This window comes from Luteibacter yeojuensis, assembly GCF_011742875.1.
GTDB classification, from domain to species: Bacteria; Pseudomonadota; Gammaproteobacteria; order Xanthomonadales; family Rhodanobacteraceae; genus Luteibacter; species Luteibacter yeojuensis.
Map to the genome: position 1 here is coordinate 2,426,648 of NZ_JAAQTL010000001.1, position 15,089 is coordinate 2,441,736.

A 15,089-nucleotide genomic window follows, 5' to 3' on the forward strand; every position below is an offset into this window, starting at 1 on the left:
GCTCAGGACGTACAGGCCAGCGCATCGGCCCTTGCGGAACCGCGCCGCTCGAGCGCATGGATCCGCCGGTGCGCCAGTTCGGCGACGACCAGCGCCAGCGCCATGAAGCCCGATGACAGCAGGCCGAGGTGGTGCGCGCCGACGGTGGCGAGACCCGCCGCACCCAGCGCACCCGCGGTCGACACGCCAAAGTACGTGCCCGCGGTATTGAGGCCCAGCACCACCGGCGCGCTCGATGGCGCGAGGTGCACGAGACGGTGCTGCTGCGGTACCTGGAATCCCCACGCGCAGGCACCGAAGACCACGATCGCGACCACGCCGGTCGTCACCCATGCGCTTGCCCACGGCATCAGCGCCATGTCGGCGATAAGCACCGTGAACATGAAGAGCAGCACTTTCCGCGAGCCGATCCGGTCGATATAGCGGCCGGCAAGCAGGTTCATCGCCGTGCCCGCCGATCCCCAAAGGACGAGAAGAACGCCGAGGAACGCCGTGCTGCCGCCGATCACGCGATCGAAGATCACGGCGAAGTACGTGTAGACGATGAAATTGCCGGTCTGCCCCAGCAGCGTCGTGAGCAGGGTCAGCGCCACGCGACTGTCATGCAACGGCGCGATGCGTTCGCGCAGGCTGATCTGCGGCGGCAGTGGCACATCGTGCAACAGCATGGCCACGCCCAGGGCGGCAACCGTCGCGAGCGCGGCCACGAAGACCATCGTGTATCGCCAGTCCCCGAGGCCGCCAATGACGGTACCGATCGGCGAGCCCAGCGCCGTGGCGAAGGTCAGCCCGGCGATGATGACCGAGAGCGCGAAGCCGCGGCGCCCGGCGGGAACGAGCATGGTCGCGGTACCCGTCGCCGTGGGGGCGAACATGGCCGCGCCCAGACCAGCCAGCACACGCATCGCGATGGCGAACCAGAACGTGGGCGCGATCGCCGTCAGCAGGTTCGCCACCACGAAGATGGAAAGGCTTCCGAGCAGCAGGCGCTTGCGCGGCACATGCGCCGCGAGGGCGGCAATGAGCGGGGCAAGGATCGCATACGACAAGGCATACGCGGTGGTCATCTGGCCGGCAGCGCCGATACCGACATGGAAATGATCCGCCAGTTCGGGCAACACGCCGGCGACCACGAAGCTGTCGGTGCCAAGCGCGAACATGCCGAGGGCGAGCATCAACAGCCGGCGATCCATGAAAGCTCCGAACAATAGTTGCTTCATGCAACTCTAGCGACATAAGTTGCATGAAGCAACTTTAGGTTCCAAGCCCCCGCACCGCCGCCTGCGTTCGGTCGCCGCGTCTTCGCCGGCCAACTCCGGACACACGGGTATGCAGGCAGGGCGCGATGCGCTTGCCTCGAGGTCGATGTTCCTGGGGGGGGAAGAGGAGGAGCGACGGTTAGTGGAACGTCGTGGAGCGGGTGAAGGGAATCGAACCCTCGTCAGTAGCTTGGGAAGCTACAGCTCTACCATTGAGCTACACCCGCATCGGAGCTGGATGTTAATACGACTCCGGCAGCGGGGGCAAAGGTGGCGGTGGGCTGAACGCGACCGCCCGTTCCTGCGCCGTCGGCCAGGGCGGCGCGCATAATCGGCCACGGAAATTCCTACGAGGGCCGGATCATGGGTCGTGTACTTTCGCTGTCCATCGCCGCCGGGCTCGCGCTGACCGCGGGCGCGGTCATGGCGCAGTCGCGGACCGTCTCCACGGCCGATATGCCGAAGCCGGGCGTCAGCTATATCTCGGGCCCGACCGCGCCAGTCCGGAAGGAAACGGTCACCACCGGCACGCTGCCCCAACCGGCCCGCCTTTACGTCGGCGGCCAGGTATCCGTGGGTGGCGGCTACCAGGGTCGTGCCGACGACGGCTACGGCGGTTCCGTGGCCGAAGGCGGCTACTACTACGGCGACGGCTGGAACGATCGCGACCGGCGTGACGGGCGCGACCGCGATCACGGCCGGCCGGGACACGACCACGATCACGACGGCCACGATGGGCACGGTGGCGGCCACGACCACGACGGAGGGCGCGGCGAATCGCTTAGCCTTGCCGCCGGCAGCGCCGGCAACACTTCCGCCAGCGGCGCCGGGGTGAAGCTTGCTCCGCAACGGCAGCCGGACCGGCGCGATCGCCATCGGGGCTGGGACCGTGGCTATGACGGAACGCCTCCCGTGCCACCGGGAACCGGATTCACGAACAGCCGGGCGCCGCAACCCGGCACGGGCATGGGATCGGGCAACCAGCCCGGCACCGGTATTCCGACGCGAAGCGGCGATGGCGGCTGGCGCGGGCATGGGCGCTGAGCTCCGGGGCCGGTAGAATGGGCGGATGCTGATAACGCTCAACGGTGATGCGCGCGAATGCGCGTCCGGCACTTCCGTGTCCGCCCTGCTCGACGCCGCCGGTTATGCCGGCAAGCGGGTGGCCGTGGAGGTGAACCTCGAGATCGTGCCGCGCAGCGCGCACGCGACGCACCTGCTCGCCGAGGGCGACCGGGTGGAGATCGTCCACGCCATCGGCGGCGGCTGACGCCGCGGCCCCGACGGAAAGCCCCCCATGAACCACTTCGATCCCGCCGCCGACGACCTCCTCACCGTCGCCGGCCGCACGTTCCATTCGCGCCTGCTCACCGGCACCGGCAAGTACAAGGATTTCGACGAGACCCGTCGCGCCACCGACGCGGCCGGCGCACAGATCGTGACCCTCGCCATCCGCCGCGTGAACATCGGGCAGGACGCCAGCCAGCCGAACCTGCTCGATGCGCTGCCGCCCGAGCGATACACCCTGCTGCCGAACACGGCCGGTTGCTACACCGCCGACGACGCCGTGCGCACCTGCCGCCTCGCCCGCGAACTGCTCGACGGCCACAACCTCGTGAAGCTGGAAGTACTGGGCGACGAGCGCACGCTTTACCCGGACGTGGTGCAGACCCTCGTCGCGGCCGAGAAGCTCGTGGCCGACGGCTTCGACGTCATGGTCTACACCTCCGACGACCCGATCCTGGCCCGCCGCCTGGAGGAGATCGGCTGTGCCGCGATCATGCCGCTGGCCGCGCCGATCGGTTCGGGCCTGGGCATCCAGAACCGCTACAACCTGCTCGAGATCGTCGAGAACGCGAAGGTGCCGGTCATCGTCGACGCAGGCGTGGGTACCGCCTCGGACGCCGCCATCGCCATGGAACTCGGCTGCGACGGCGTGCTGATGAACACGGCCATCGCGGGCGCGAAGGATCCCGTGCTGATGGCGCATGCGATGAAGCTGGCCGTCGAAGCGGGCCGCGCGGCGTTCCGCGCCGGCCGCATCCCGCGCAAACGCTTCGCCTCGGCCTCGAGCCCGGTCGACGGGCTGGTCGGCTGACCATGGCCCACGACAACGACAAGGCCGGAGACGCCCCGCTGCACCGCCGCATCCGCAGCTTCGTGCTGCGCGAGGGCCGGATGACCCCGGCCCAGCAACGCGCGTTCGACGAGCACTGGGAACGTTTCGGGCTCGACTACACCGGCACCGAACGCGACCTGGACGCCACCTTCGGCCGCACCGCGCCGCGCGTGCTCGAGATCGGCTTCGGAAACGGCGAGGCGCTGGCCTGGGCCAGCGAGCACGACCTCGCGCGCGACTACATCGGCGTGGAAGTGCACGGCCCGGGCGTCGGCCGCCTCATGAATGCCCTGGCCGCGCGCGAGGCGACGAACGTGCGCCTCTACAAGCACGATGCCGTGGAGGTCCTCGAGCATGAGATACCGCCGGGCAGCCTGTCGGAGGTCCGCATCTGGTTCCCGGACCCCTGGCACAAGAAACGGCACAACAAGCGCCGCCTGGTCCAGCCGGCCTTCGTCGACCTGCTTGCCTCGCGGATGGCGCCGGGCGGCCTGCTCCACCTCGCCACGGACTGGGAGGCCTACGCCGAGCACATGCGCGAGACGATGGAGGCGGCGCCGGGATGGCGCAATCGCGTGGGCCCGGGCCAGTCGGCCGAGCGCCCCGCGTGGCGGATCGAAACCCACTTCGAGCGTCGCGGCACGCGGCTCGGCCATGGCGTCTGGGATTTCCTCTACGAGTGGCACGGCGCCTGAAGCTCTCCGCTTTCCTGTAGGAGCCGCTATAGCGGCGAGAAGCCGACGAAGCGATGAAGCGGCGCGAAAGGTTCCCCTCGCCGCTATAGCGGCTCTTACAGAAATGCGGCACGGCTTCAGCCCTTGTCCACACCCAACGCGTATACTCCTGCGGCAACATCCCAGCCCTGGCAAGACCATGCCACCGCACGCTCCAACCGACCGGACCCGGATAGCCGGCTAGTGGCACTCACACTCACTCCCGAAATGATCCTCGTGCTGGGCCTGGTGGGCTTCACCATGCTCATGCTCGTTCTGGAGTGGATCCGGGCCGACATGGTCGCCCTGCTCGTCGTGGTCACGATCGGCCTCACCGGCCTGATCCCCGGCGACCAGGTGTTCAACGGTTTCGCCGGCAACGCCGTCATCGCGATCATCGCCATCATGATCATGGGCGCCGGCCTCGATCGCGCCGGCGTGCTCAACCTCACCGCCGCCTTCGTCATGCGCATGGCCCGCGGCATGGAATCGCGCCTGGGCGTGGTCGTGAACAGCGTCACCAGCCTCTTCAGCGCGGTGATCCCCAGCCAGGCGCTGGCCGCGTTGATGATCCCCGTGACCAGCCGCCTGTCGGCCCGCACCGGCGTGCCGATGTCGCGCCTGCTGCTGCCGATGGCCTTCTGCATCCTCACGGCGACCAACACCACGCTGATCGCCAACTCGCCGCTGATCGTCCTCAACGACCTGATCGCCAGCGCGAACAGCAACCTGCCCCCGGGCGCGCACACGATCCCGAAGTTCGGCCTTTTCAGCGTCACGCCGGTCGGCCTCGTGCTGGCCGTCGCGGGCGTGGCCTTCTTCTACCTGTTCACCCGCAAGCTGTTGCCCGAGCGCGAGGACGACCGCCTCAAGGTCACCCCGGGTCGTACCGAGAGCTACTTCGCCGACACGTACGGCATCGTGGGCGAGACGGCCGAGCTGACGGTCACCGCGGAAAGCCCGCTGGTGGGCATGAGCATCGGCGAGGTGGAGCAGCTGCACGGCGCCCCGCTCATCCTGGCGATCAAGAACGGCAACGAGAGCCGCGTGGCTCCCCCTTCGGACCAGATGATCTGGGTCGGCACGGTGCTCGGCGTGCTCGCGCCGCGCGACGCGATCATGTCCTTCGCGAACAATCAGCTGTGCCGCGTATCGATGCGCATGCGCCAGCTGGGCGAGCAGTTCAACACGACGCGCGCGGGTATTTCCGAGGCGGTGATACCGCCGAGTTCGCGCTTCATAAAGCAGAGCGTGGGCGACCTGCGCCTGCGCAAGCGCTTCGGCATTTCCGTGCTGGCGGTGAACCGCGGCGACGAAGTGTTCCGCGAAGACGTGCGCGCGGTGACCCTGCGCGCCGGCGACACCCTCGTGCTGCACAGCAAGTGGCGCGACCTCATGCTGGCGGAGGAGGATCGCGACATCGTCGTGGTCACCGACATCCCCAAGGAAGAACAGCGCCCCGGCAAGATCTGGCAGGCCGTGGGCTTCTTCGTGCTGGCGAAGTGCCTCGCCCTCTTCACCCACCTCGACCTCTCGGTGGCGATGATGACGGGCGCCGTAGGCATGCTGCTCACCGGCGTGCTGAACATGGACGAGGCCTATAAGGCCATCAACTGGAAGACCATCTTCGTCACCGCCTGCCTCATTCCGCTGGGCTGGTCGATGGATTCGACCGGCACCGCCTCGTGGATCGCGCAGGAAGTGCTTCAGGTCCTCGGCCATGCGCCGCAATGGACACTGCAGCTGTCGATCGCGGTGCTCACGCTGATCTTCTCGCAGGTGATGTCGAACGTGGGCGCCACGGTGATGATGGTGCCCATCGCGATCAGCGTCGCCGTCACCACCGGCGGCAATCCGTCGGCTTATGCGCTGATCGTGGCGGTCTCGTCGTCCAACACCTTCCTGCTGCCCTCGGGGCATGCGGCATTGATGATGGTGGCCGGTCCCGGCGGCTACCGCTCCCGGGATTTCCTGCGCGTGGGGCTGCCACTGACGATCCTGATCCTGACGTTGACCTTGGTCACGATCAATTTGATGTACCGCTGAAGAACTCTGTAGGAGCCGCTATAGCGGCGAGAAGCCAACGGAGCGATGACGCGGCAAGGTAAGTTCCCTCGCCGCTATAGCGGCTCCTACAACAGACTTCCCGAAACGTCTTATCAAGCGAGCCGCACAATTCCGTCGGCCACCGCCACCGGCACACCACGCAACCTGTCGCCACGACAAGGCCCGGCCGTGCAATCGCCGCTCTCGGCCGTGAAGGTGGCCCCGTGGGCCGCGCAGATGATCTGCCCGCCACGGACCAGGAACTTGCCGGGGACGTAATCCAGTCGCCGCCCCGCATGCGGGCAGACATTGAAGTAGGCCCGGGCCTCGTCTCCGTGGCGGTAGACCAGCAGCGACTCCACCTCCCCGTTGACCAGGGCTTCGACTTCGATGGCGTTGCCGTCGGGGATATCCGCCAGCAGGCAGAGAGAGGGCGATTCGGTGATGGGCGTCATGGCACTTGTCTATGGGGGCCGGATGCCCCAAGGTACAGGGGCTCAGATGCATGTCATTGTGCCATATACGGATTTTTAACCAATGCGCCTCGTTTTCCCGCCCATCCGCCGCTCGCGCAACCCTCTCGTCCGCGCCTTGTCGCTGGTGCTGGGCCTCGCCGTGGTGGGCGTGCTTCTTCTCTTCGGCGTGGTCGTGCTCGGGGTGCTGTTCGCCGGCGGACTGGTCTTTCTGGCGGTACGCCAGTGGAAGCTGTCCCGTGGCCAGGTGGCGGGCGCCGCAGAGGCGGCGCCGAAGGATCCCGAAGTCCTGGAAGGCGAGTTCGTCGTTATCCGCCAGGGCCGCCCGGTCCATCACCACTGATACCCGCAAGAAGCGGATGGTGACGGGCCCCGCCCCGTCCTACGCTGGTCTCCCATGAAGGAGGCCACCATGAATTCCCAGGCTTGCGCCATGCGTCCCGCTGCCGACGATGCCCTTGAACGCGTGCGTGCCGCCCTCGAGCGCGGCGACGGCGCCACCGACCTCGCCAGCCTCGCCACCATCGCGGGATTGAGCCCGACGCACCTCCAGCGGGCGTTCCGCCGCCGCTACGGCGTGAGCCCGGCCGAATACGCCCGTGCCCGCCGCTTCGGGCAGCTGCGCGAAGCCCTGCGCGAAGGTGCCGCCGTGACCGACGCGGTATATGAAGCCGGTTTCGGCTCCGGCAGCCGGGTCTACGAGGAAAGCGACCGCCGGCTCGGCATGACGCCGGCCAGCTATCGCGCCGGGGGCGCGGGTGCGTCGATCCGCTACACCACCACGAATACCCCATTGGGCCAGTTGCTCGTCGCCACCACGGCGAAGGGCATCTGTTCGGTCACCCTCGGGGAGGGCGACGAGGAACTCGAGGCCCGCCTCGCCGCGGAGTTCCCCCTCGCCAGGCGCGCGCGCGTGGATGAGGGACGCGAGGAGTGGCTCGATGCCGTGATCGGCCGGGTCGCCCACGAGCTGGGCTGGAGCGACCGCGGCGCGCCGGCCATGCCGCCGATCGACATCGCCGCCACGGCCTTCCAGTGGCGCGTCTGGGACGCCCTCACGCGCATCCCGCGCGGCGAGACGCTGAGTTACGGCGAGCTGGCCGCGAAGCTGGGCGTACCCAAGGCCGCGCGCGCGATCGGCCGCGCGTGCGGCAGCAACAAGCTGGCCTTGCTGGTGCCTTGCCACCGGATCATCCGCGAAGACGGAAGCCTCGGTGGATGGCGCTGGGGCCTGGATATCAAGCAGCAGCTGCTCGCCACCGAACGTGCCATGAAAGCCGCTCAAGGCTGACCCCGAAACGTTTCGCTACCGCGCCCCATGCGACAACGATATCTTGCGGTGTCGTGCGGCATGAGGCCGCACGAACGACCCCGGATCCCCCGCATGTCAGACGCCGCCTGTACGAACGCATCCTCCGCCTCTCCCGTCGCCGACCAGCGCTGGATGGTGCCGCTGTCCCTGTTCGCCCTGTACGTCATATGGGGCTCGACTTACCTGGGCATCCGCTATGCGCTGGTGAGCTATCCGCCCTTCACGCTGGCCGCGATCCGCTTCGCCATCGCCGGCGTGCTGCTGTTCGCCGTGCTGCGCTTCCGCGGCGAAGCCATGCCAACCGCGCGGCAGTGGAAGAACGCCGCCATCGTGGGCACGCTGCTCCTGGCTGGCGGCAACGGTCTGGTCTGCTTCGCCGAGCAGTCGGTGGGTTCGGGCATCGCCGCCGTGGCGGTGGCCAGCATGCCGCTGTTCGCGGCCGTGTTCAGCGGCATCTACGGCGAATGGCCTTCGCGCGGCGAAACCGCAGGCCTCCTGCTCGGCTTCCTCGGCGTGATCGTGCTCAACCTCGGCGCGGGCCTGGCCGGTTCGCCGCTGGGCGCCATCGCACTGATCGTCGCGGCGATGTCGTGGGCCTTCGGCTCCGTGTGGTCGAAACGGCAGGACATGCCCAAGGGCCCGATGAATACCGCTGCCCAGATGCTTTGCGCCAGCGTCTCGCTGGCGATCATCGCGTTCCTGCACGGCGAACGCGTTCCAGCCCACCCGGAAGCCGGCGCCACCGCCGCCCTCGCCTACCTCGTGGTGTTCGGCTCCATCATCGCCTTCAGCGCGTACCTCTACGTGCTGAAGACCGTGCGCCCCGCCCTCGCCACCAGCTATGCCTACGTCAATCCGCCGGTGGCGGTGCTGTTCGGTGTGGCTCTTGCCGGCGAGCATGTGGGCGGTTTCGATCTTGCCGGCATGGCGATCATCCTGATCGGCGTCGGCATCATCACCATGATGCGTGTGCGGAAGACTTGAGCCTGAGTGACGACCGACGTCCTGCCCACATCCGTGTGGCTCATCCGTTGGGTGCGACCGCCCCAGCGCCTGGCCCAAGGTGCGGTCGCACGCCAACTTCTACGACGTGGCACCGAGTTTGCGTGGACTGTCCAAGCTCCGGACTACATCCTGCCTGAGCAAATACAGGGAGACCGCCAATAGCACGAGGTCCTTCAGCAGGAACGCGGCATTTATGGACATCGCAGGGAATCCGCCTGCGCCTGGATCCCAGCCGTCCGGCACGAAAGGAAGGATTGTCAGGGTGGAAATGAAGGTGGCGGTCGACCCGAGAGCTCCCAGCACGCCCAGCTTTTTGTTCCAGAAGCCGAGCAACAACAACGAGCCAAAGGTCCATTCGGCAGTACCAAGCAGAATCGACGTGCCGCGAATACCCAAGGCCGGGATTGTCCAGGAAATCAATGGCCCATGCGCGATGAGTGGCGCGATGGCCATGATCTCGGACTCGAACCATTTGTCGTAGCCAAACCACGCGAAGATGACGACCATCGCGGCGCGCAGCATGTGGTAGTCCAGGTCCTTTTTCAGCAAGCCGGATTTCGAAATGATCTGCAGTAGCGCATTCATGAGTTGTCCTTGCCGAGCTGGCCCAGGTTAGCGAGCGGGAAGAACGCTCGCCGGCCACCGGCCCGACCAGAGCGTTCGTCCGCTGGCATCGAAGATGTTCAGACCCGAATCGTCCTGCAAGCGCAAGATCGCTCCCGCATGACCATCCGTGTTGGACGCCCAGACGGGCCGCCCCGTGACGTCAAAGAGCATGAGATTGCCGGTGGGCTGCATCTGCGCAACAGCGATGGACTTACCGAGCGTCGTCACAGTGGCCCACGCGGGCACTCCACCGTCGTACAGTACGAAGTTCCCATCGCCCTGTAGTCCAAGAAGGTAGCGACCGTTACAGGAGCGTATCTCGGTTCCATCCGCGATGGTCTGGCCGTTACTCCATCCGGAATCACAAGCGGTCGCTGGCAGATCCGGTGGAAGGCGCGTCGGGGCGTGGAAAATTTCTATGTCAATGGCGTCCGCGATGGCTTGATAGCCAGCATCGTTCGGATGGACGCCATCCGCCGTGCCAAAATATGCCGGGGCCAGGACGGCTGGGTTTGATGGATCCCGCAGCGCGGCATCCTGGTCAACCAAACCATCGCAACCGCTTGTTCCGGATCGCAGGAACGCATTCAATCCTTGGCGTGTCGCCTCATAGGCGCCGCTGGCATTGACCGGCGGAAAGGTCGAACAGAGATAACTGATCTGCCGATCCTGGGCGCTCTTGATCATCGTCTTCTCAGCCGCAATGAGCTGCGCCAGATTGTTCTGTTCGAGATCGTTGAATTCAGTATGGATGACCCATCGAACACCGGGTTGGTTCAGGACGTCGCGCTCATATCTATTGAGAGTGCCTTCCCCATAGATTTCTCCGTTATCTCGTGTGAGCGTGCCTCCGGCGAGGCCTTGATTCATCACGCCCACGATGGTCCCGCTCTCTGCCAGACGCCGCGAGAGATAGTTCGACCAACGATGATTGGCTCCGACAGTCGAGTTGAACCCATCCGTTATCGAGGCCCCGATGGTCACCACGCTGCCCAGCGCTGCTTCGTTCTGAACATCCATCCCCGTCAGAAAGAAGTACTGTGACGGATACGACGGGTTCGCCAACGATTGTTCATCGCTGTGGTCGCCTTGTACCAGTTCCATGTATTGCTCGGTGAACACGTGGGTCGTATACGATCCCACCGGTGCGGGTCCCGGGAAGTAGGCACTGATGGCCATGTAACCATTGGCTGGAACGACCACGTCGATTGCATCGCTAAGGGCCGTCGCGCCCGCTGGAATGACCGTGCTGCCGGCGCCATCGAAGGTCACAGGTACATCCGTACCCGGTATGACATTGCCGGATTCATCCGCCTGCGCGATACGTACGTGAGAAAGCTCAAGAGGTGTTGACCCGTACTGATTGGAGAAGTGGAGCCGCGCGGCACTCCCTCCTATCGAGGTGAACACGTACTGCCTCAATGTCTGATCGACGAAGCTGGGCAGTGAGGGATTCGTAACGGAGGTTTCGGGAGCGGGCGCGGCCGTCCATGTGCCAATCCACGGCAGCCCATCCGCGTACGCTTCGCTCTGCGCAGTGCAGGCGAACAACACGGCAATCAGAGCAGCCCTGACGACACCGGGTGCGCATGCGAGTTTCTCGAACATGGGGAGATTCCAGTCTGGAAGAAAAGGGACGGCAGACGTGCGACGAACAGTGCGGGCACATCGAGGGGGTGGGGGGTGTCTGCCGTCCGAAAGCAATTACAGGAAGGCCCGGATCGCATCTGCGATCTCGTGAGCGTCAAGGCCATCGACGTTGACGGTGCGATAGGCGACGGTATTCATGGCTCCTCCAAGGCGATCAATCGCTGGCCGCGGCGTAGCGGGGAGTGGGAACCCTAAGAGGTGACATCCCTGTCGGCTTCACCCGATAGGGATCAAAAAGTGCCCGGCGTATCGGGTCCGGGCACCACGTGCGGCCCCGAGCCGGGTCCGCGGCCCGATGGGCGGAGGAAGGAGGTACAAGCCGCGGCGTTTTCTCCCTTTCGGGTTTAGCGTTGCGCCAGAACCGGGCCATAATGTAGCTCCGCCAAGAAGGCAGGTTCGATAATGGTGGACCGCATCATTCGTATCCTGATCGTCGATGACCATCCCATGATGCGGGAAGGCCTTCGCTCGACGCTGGAGCGGGAACGCGACATGAAAGTCGTGGGTGAGGCTTCGGACGGGGGCGATGCGATCGACCAGTTCCGGGCACTGCGCCCGACGGTCACGTTGATCGACCTGCAGATGTCGCCCGTGGACGGGGTTCAGGCCATCGCGAAGATCCACGAGGACTTCCCCGAGGCACCACTCATCGTGCTGACAACGTATCCTGGCGATGCACGCGTATCCCGCGCCTTACGTACCGGAGCGATGTCTTATCTGTTGAAGACGGCCTCGAGTGACGAGGTCGTTCGTACCGTGCGTTTCGCTGCCGATGGGAAGAAGGTGGTCACACCTGAGGTCATGGAGGACATCAGCGCGCATCAGGGACTGGAAGGTCTGACACCCCGCGAAGTGTTGGTGCTGCGCCTGGTTGCCCAGGGGATGTCCAACCGAGTCATCGGAGATCACCTGAGGGTATCCGAGGATACGATCAAGACGCGGATGAAAAGCATCATGGGTAAGTTGGACGCACGTGATCGGGCGCACGCCGTAACTATTGCCATCCGGCGCGGGTTTCTCGATCCGCAATAACTACCGGCTTCGCCGGCGATAGATCCGACGCGCAGGCACCGTCAGCCTCACCGAGGTACCTTGCTCGGCAGTGGAGCGCAGCCGCAACATGCCGCCCAGACGGGAGGCCCGCTCGCGCATACCGGTGATGCCCCAATGACCGTCGAGGCGCCGGCCGGCGAGCAGATCGCCGGGGAGGCCCTGCCCATTGTCCTCGACGAAAATTGCCAGCTTCATGCGCCCGTAACGGATGTGAAGCCGGATAATCGTCGCTCGCGAATGACTTACAGCGTTCTGCAGTGCCTCGCGTATGATGGCAACCACTTCCTGGCCTCGTTCGACCTTGAGTCGCCGAATGCGGCCCTCGATGGTGATCGCGTCGAACCCGCCCTCACCTGTGTCTTCGAGGAATTCGAGATAGGACTCCAAGGGGCAATCGGCATCGCTGCAGTCCTGCCGGAGGTCTCTGACACGCGAGCGACCCTCGGCGACGACCTCGCGGGCCGAGCCCAGTGTCCTGGTCAGGATGGGGCGCGCCGTCTCGTCGATCGACTCGGCTCTTACGACCGATTCCACGGCATAAAGGAGTGCCTGAGCCCCTTGCAGAAGCGTGTCATGCAGTTCGCGGGCAATGCGCTCGCGTTCCTCCAGGCGAATCCTCGCCTTCTGGCTTACCAGCGCCAGGCGCCACTGATAGAGCGAGACAATGAGCGCGATGGCGAGAATCCCGGCTCCGATACGAAAGGCGAGCGTCTGGTAAAAGGCAGGCGCGATATGCAGCACGAGTGGCTTATCCAGCGCGCTGGTTCGCCCGTCCTCGTTCGTTACCCGTAGATCAAACCGGTATTCGCCCGGCCCGAGATTCGTATAGAAAGCTTCCCGTCGTATACCCAGCTCCTGCCAACGGTCGTCGACTCCCGCAAGCTTTGCCTGAAACGTCGTTCGTGTCGGCATGGTCAGTGTGGGCGCACCGAAGTCGATGCGGATGTTGCGCGTATGCGCGGGCAGCGTCATATCATCCGAGGCGCGGTACAGGACGCCACCGGCCAAAACGGTCATGACGGCCGGCTTGGCAGGCCGCAGGTTGCGGACGAGACGACGCGTGTTGACCGACGCCACCTCGCGAGTCGTGGTGATCCACACGCGGTCATCCTGGCCCTCGACCAGCGACGGAAGAGGCCTGACCTTGTCAGCCTTACCGATCAGGCCGTCCTCTGCATCGAAAACCTCATAGTTGACTTCGTATTCGGGCCGAACTGCCACCAGACGCATATCCTCTGATGGTATGCGCACGATGCCTTCGTCCGCCTGCATCCACACCTCGCCGCTGCGCAGCTGCACCAGACCGGATATTCCAGAGAAGACGTGTTCGCCTCGCCCGCGAACCGGGTGGAAACGGCCGTGGATCATTTGCGCCAGGCCCTGCTCGCCGCCCACGAGCGCATTCGCGCGATCCAGAGCCATATCTGCGACCGCTCCGACGTCCAGTCCCGACGAAGTGTCGAACAGGACGACGGAAGCTCCATCCATGCGAACCAGATGGCCATCGCCAAAGGCTACCCAGAGGTTTCCGGCGGCATCGCCAACCAGCCGCGTGAGATGGGTCGTCGGCAATCCAGCGAGGGTTGTCAGGCGCGTCCATTGCGTGCCGTCACGACGGAAGAGACCGAGTCCGGCGAGCGCCACCCACACGGCTCCTTTACCGTCGACCGCAATCGACTGGTATTTGATTGCCTCGGACGGCGCCGTCGGCGGCCCGGCAATCTTGGATATCTCGCCATGGACAATGTGGAACACACCCGATTGCCCGGCCATCCAGACGTTGCCTAGCCTGTCCCGGGTGACGCACGAAAAGTACTGCCCGAGTTCGGGGAGCGGGGTCGATTCGGGTGTCAGACGGAAGGCGCCCCACATGGTTCCAGCCCAGCCAACGCCATCCGAATCAAATGCCACGGTGGGCATGAAGAGCCGTTCATCCACCTCGTGAGGGGTGATACGGTTCTCCCTGAACTGATCGATGCCGAGGGCCGTGGCAACCCACACGTTCGATTCGCGATCCTCAAAGAAGCCGCTTGGTATCGTGTCGGTCAACCCATCCGCCTTGTCGAATTCTTCCTTGGTCGGCGGCTGATCCTTACCCTTTGTCCATCGGTAGCGTTGGAGACCCGTCATTGAAGGCAGCCATAGCGCGCCCGCCGAATCGACGAAGGGCGTCGACACGAGATCGAGAAGGCGCTGGTCCGTGGACGGCGGCAGACCCCAGAGCTGCGTGAGGATCGTCGCCCGGTCGACGGGCTCGAAGCGGGCCGCCCCTGTGGCCAATACCAGATATTCGTTCGCGGTGGTCGTGATCCAGAGACGACCGTCGGCGGATTGGGACATGTCGCGCAAAGGCCTGCCGCTGTAGCCGACGTCGGCCCCTACCGTGTGCCATGCACCATGGACAAGGCGCGCGAGTCCACCCGTGCTCGCCACCCACAGCGTGCCGTCGGGAGTCCGCGCGAACGCGAACACCGTCCCCAAGGGCAGGCCATCGCGATAGGTGTCTATCCGATCGCCGACCACATGACTCACGCCGCCATAGAAATATCCGAGCCAGAGAGAACCATCCGCGTCCACGAAAATGCCTTTGACCATCTGGCTGGGGAGACGCTTGCTCAAGGACTGGTCAAAGTGAACACCGTCGAACCGGAAGAGGCCGCTCTGCGAGGTCATCCATAAGTAGCCATCATGATCCTGGACGATGTCCGAGGTGCGGAGCGGTGCGCCATCGGCCGATGTAAAAGCGCGGTGGTGTAGCTGGCTTACGTGAAGCCGACTGGATAAACCTGCGCCACGAGACCTTTCCTGTGCCCACGCAGCACCACCTGCCAGCCAAGCAGAAGCCAGCAGCCC

Annotated in this window: 14 protein-coding genes and 1 tRNA gene; 9 read left to right on the forward strand and 6 right to left on the reverse strand. The window is 65.2% G+C overall.

Annotated features, from left to right (window positions below; all coding sequences use genetic code 11):
- Positions 1-2: 2 nt before the first annotated feature.
- Entirely contained in the window at positions 3-1,193 is a 1,191-nt protein-coding gene (locus HBF32_RS11065; RefSeq protein WP_166699681.1) for an MFS transporter, read from the reverse strand.
- 219 nt (positions 1,194-1,412) lie between these two features.
- Positions 1,413-1,486 (reverse strand) — tRNA-Gly (locus tag HBF32_RS11070).
- Between the two features lie 136 nt (positions 1,487-1,622).
- On the opposite strand from HBF32_RS11070, the gene HBF32_RS11075 reads away from it, so the two are divergent.
- From HBF32_RS11075 to HBF32_RS11095, 5 genes are all read left to right on the forward strand, one after another.
- On the forward strand, positions 1,623-2,303 hold the full coding sequence (locus tag HBF32_RS11075) for a hypothetical protein (RefSeq protein WP_166699682.1): 681 nt from the start codon (positions 1,623-1,625) through the stop codon (positions 2,301-2,303).
- A 25-nt stretch (positions 2,304-2,328) separates the two neighbouring features.
- Complete coding sequence (thiS, locus tag HBF32_RS11080; protein WP_166699683.1) at positions 2,329-2,529, forward strand: sulfur carrier protein ThiS; 201 nt, start codon at positions 2,329-2,331, stop codon at positions 2,527-2,529.
- Positions 2,530-2,556: 27 nt separating this feature from the next.
- On the forward strand, positions 2,557-3,357 hold the full coding sequence (locus tag HBF32_RS11085; RefSeq protein WP_166699684.1) for a thiazole synthase: 801 nt from the start codon (positions 2,557-2,559) through the stop codon (positions 3,355-3,357).
- A gap of 2 nt (positions 3,358-3,359) precedes the next feature.
- A complete protein-coding gene (gene trmB / locus HBF32_RS11090; RefSeq protein WP_166699685.1) occupies positions 3,360-4,073 on the forward strand; it encodes a tRNA (guanosine(46)-N7)-methyltransferase TrmB in 714 nt (237 codons plus the stop codon).
- A gap of 246 nt (positions 4,074-4,319) precedes the next feature.
- Positions 4,320-6,137 carry an SLC13 family permease gene (locus HBF32_RS11095; RefSeq protein WP_166700516.1) on the forward strand — a complete coding sequence of 606 codons (1,818 nt, stop codon included), beginning with the start codon at positions 4,320-4,322 and terminating at the stop codon, positions 6,135-6,137.
- 113 nt (positions 6,138-6,250) lie between these two features.
- Here the strand turns inward: HBF32_RS11095 and HBF32_RS11100 are convergent, their stop codons facing one another.
- The gene (locus HBF32_RS11100) at positions 6,251-6,592 is read right to left on the reverse strand and encodes a Rieske (2Fe-2S) protein (protein WP_166699686.1); all 342 of its coding nucleotides are present in this window, start codon (positions 6,590-6,592) and stop codon (positions 6,251-6,253) included.
- Positions 6,593-6,674: 82 nt separating this feature from the next.
- Here HBF32_RS11100 and HBF32_RS11105 point away from each other — a divergent pair, with 82 nt between their 5' ends.
- From HBF32_RS11105 to yedA, 3 genes are all read left to right on the forward strand, one after another.
- Entirely contained in the window at positions 6,675-6,953 is a 279-nt protein-coding gene (locus HBF32_RS11105) for a hypothetical protein (protein WP_166699687.1), read from the forward strand.
- Between the two features lie 69 nt (positions 6,954-7,022).
- Entirely contained in the window at positions 7,023-7,901 is an 879-nt protein-coding gene (locus tag HBF32_RS11110; protein ID WP_240147822.1) for a methylated-DNA--[protein]-cysteine S-methyltransferase, read from the forward strand.
- A 93-nt stretch (positions 7,902-7,994) separates the two neighbouring features.
- Complete coding sequence (gene yedA / locus HBF32_RS11115; RefSeq protein ID WP_166699688.1) at positions 7,995-8,906, forward strand: drug/metabolite exporter YedA; 912 nt, start codon at positions 7,995-7,997, stop codon at positions 8,904-8,906.
- A 99-nt stretch (positions 8,907-9,005) separates the two neighbouring features.
- Here yedA and HBF32_RS11120 read toward each other — a convergent pair whose 3' ends face one another.
- Positions 9,006-9,512 (reverse strand): YkgB family protein, encoded by a 507-nt coding sequence (locus tag HBF32_RS11120; RefSeq protein ID WP_166699689.1) that lies wholly within the window; start codon positions 9,510-9,512, stop codon positions 9,006-9,008.
- A 27-nt stretch (positions 9,513-9,539) separates the two neighbouring features.
- Positions 9,540-11,141, reverse strand: coding sequence for a GDSL-type esterase/lipase family protein (locus tag HBF32_RS11125; RefSeq protein ID WP_166699690.1), 1,602 nt, complete (start codon positions 11,139-11,141; stop codon positions 9,540-9,542).
- Between the two features lie 444 nt (positions 11,142-11,585).
- Here HBF32_RS11125 and HBF32_RS11130 point away from each other — a divergent pair, with 444 nt between their 5' ends.
- Positions 11,586-12,215: a response regulator gene (locus HBF32_RS11130; protein ID WP_166699691.1), complete on the forward strand. Its 630-nt coding sequence runs from the start codon at positions 11,586-11,588 to the stop codon at positions 12,213-12,215.
- Here HBF32_RS11130 and HBF32_RS11135 read toward each other — a convergent pair whose 3' ends face one another.
- Positions 12,216-14,909, reverse strand: coding sequence for a sensor histidine kinase (locus tag HBF32_RS11135; RefSeq protein ID WP_166699692.1), 2,694 nt, complete (start codon positions 14,907-14,909; stop codon positions 12,216-12,218).
- Positions 14,910-15,089 lie beyond the last annotated feature (180 nt).

What these genes read in the sequence shown, in the direction of transcription:
- HBF32_RS11065 (WP_166699681.1), bottom strand. Translation starts at nt 1,193, where the DNA reads ATGGATCGCCGGCTGTTGATGCTCGCCCTCGGCATGTTCGCGCTTGGC.
- HBF32_RS11075 (WP_166699682.1), top strand. Translation starts at nt 1,623, where the DNA reads ATGGGTCGTGTACTTTCGCTGTCCATCGCCGCCGGGCTCGCGCTGACC.
- thiS (WP_166699683.1), top strand. Translation starts at nt 2,329, where the DNA reads ATGCTGATAACGCTCAACGGTGATGCGCGCGAATGCGCGTCCGGCACT.
- HBF32_RS11085 (WP_166699684.1), top strand. Translation starts at nt 2,557, where the DNA reads ATGAACCACTTCGATCCCGCCGCCGACGACCTCCTCACCGTCGCCGGC.
- trmB (WP_166699685.1), top strand. Translation starts at nt 3,360, where the DNA reads ATGGCCCACGACAACGACAAGGCCGGAGACGCCCCGCTGCACCGCCGC.
- HBF32_RS11095 (WP_166700516.1), top strand. Translation starts at nt 4,320, where the DNA reads ATGATCCTCGTGCTGGGCCTGGTGGGCTTCACCATGCTCATGCTCGTT.
- HBF32_RS11100 (WP_166699686.1), bottom strand. Translation starts at nt 6,592, where the DNA reads ATGACGCCCATCACCGAATCGCCCTCTCTCTGCCTGCTGGCGGATATC.
- HBF32_RS11105 (WP_166699687.1), top strand. Translation starts at nt 6,675, where the DNA reads ATGCGCCTCGTTTTCCCGCCCATCCGCCGCTCGCGCAACCCTCTCGTC.
- HBF32_RS11110 (WP_240147822.1), top strand. Translation starts at nt 7,023, where the DNA reads ATGAATTCCCAGGCTTGCGCCATGCGTCCCGCTGCCGACGATGCCCTT.
- yedA (WP_166699688.1), top strand. Translation starts at nt 7,995, where the DNA reads ATGTCAGACGCCGCCTGTACGAACGCATCCTCCGCCTCTCCCGTCGCC.
- HBF32_RS11120 (WP_166699689.1), bottom strand. Translation starts at nt 9,512, where the DNA reads ATGAATGCGCTACTGCAGATCATTTCGAAATCCGGCTTGCTGAAAAAG.
- HBF32_RS11125 (WP_166699690.1), bottom strand. Translation starts at nt 11,141, where the DNA reads ATGTTCGAGAAACTCGCATGCGCACCCGGTGTCGTCAGGGCTGCTCTG.
- HBF32_RS11130 (WP_166699691.1), top strand. Translation starts at nt 11,586, where the DNA reads ATGGTGGACCGCATCATTCGTATCCTGATCGTCGATGACCATCCCATG.
- HBF32_RS11135 (WP_166699692.1), bottom strand. Translation starts at nt 14,909, where the DNA reads ATGACCTCGCAGAGCGGCCTCTTCCGGTTCGACGGTGTTCACTTTGAC.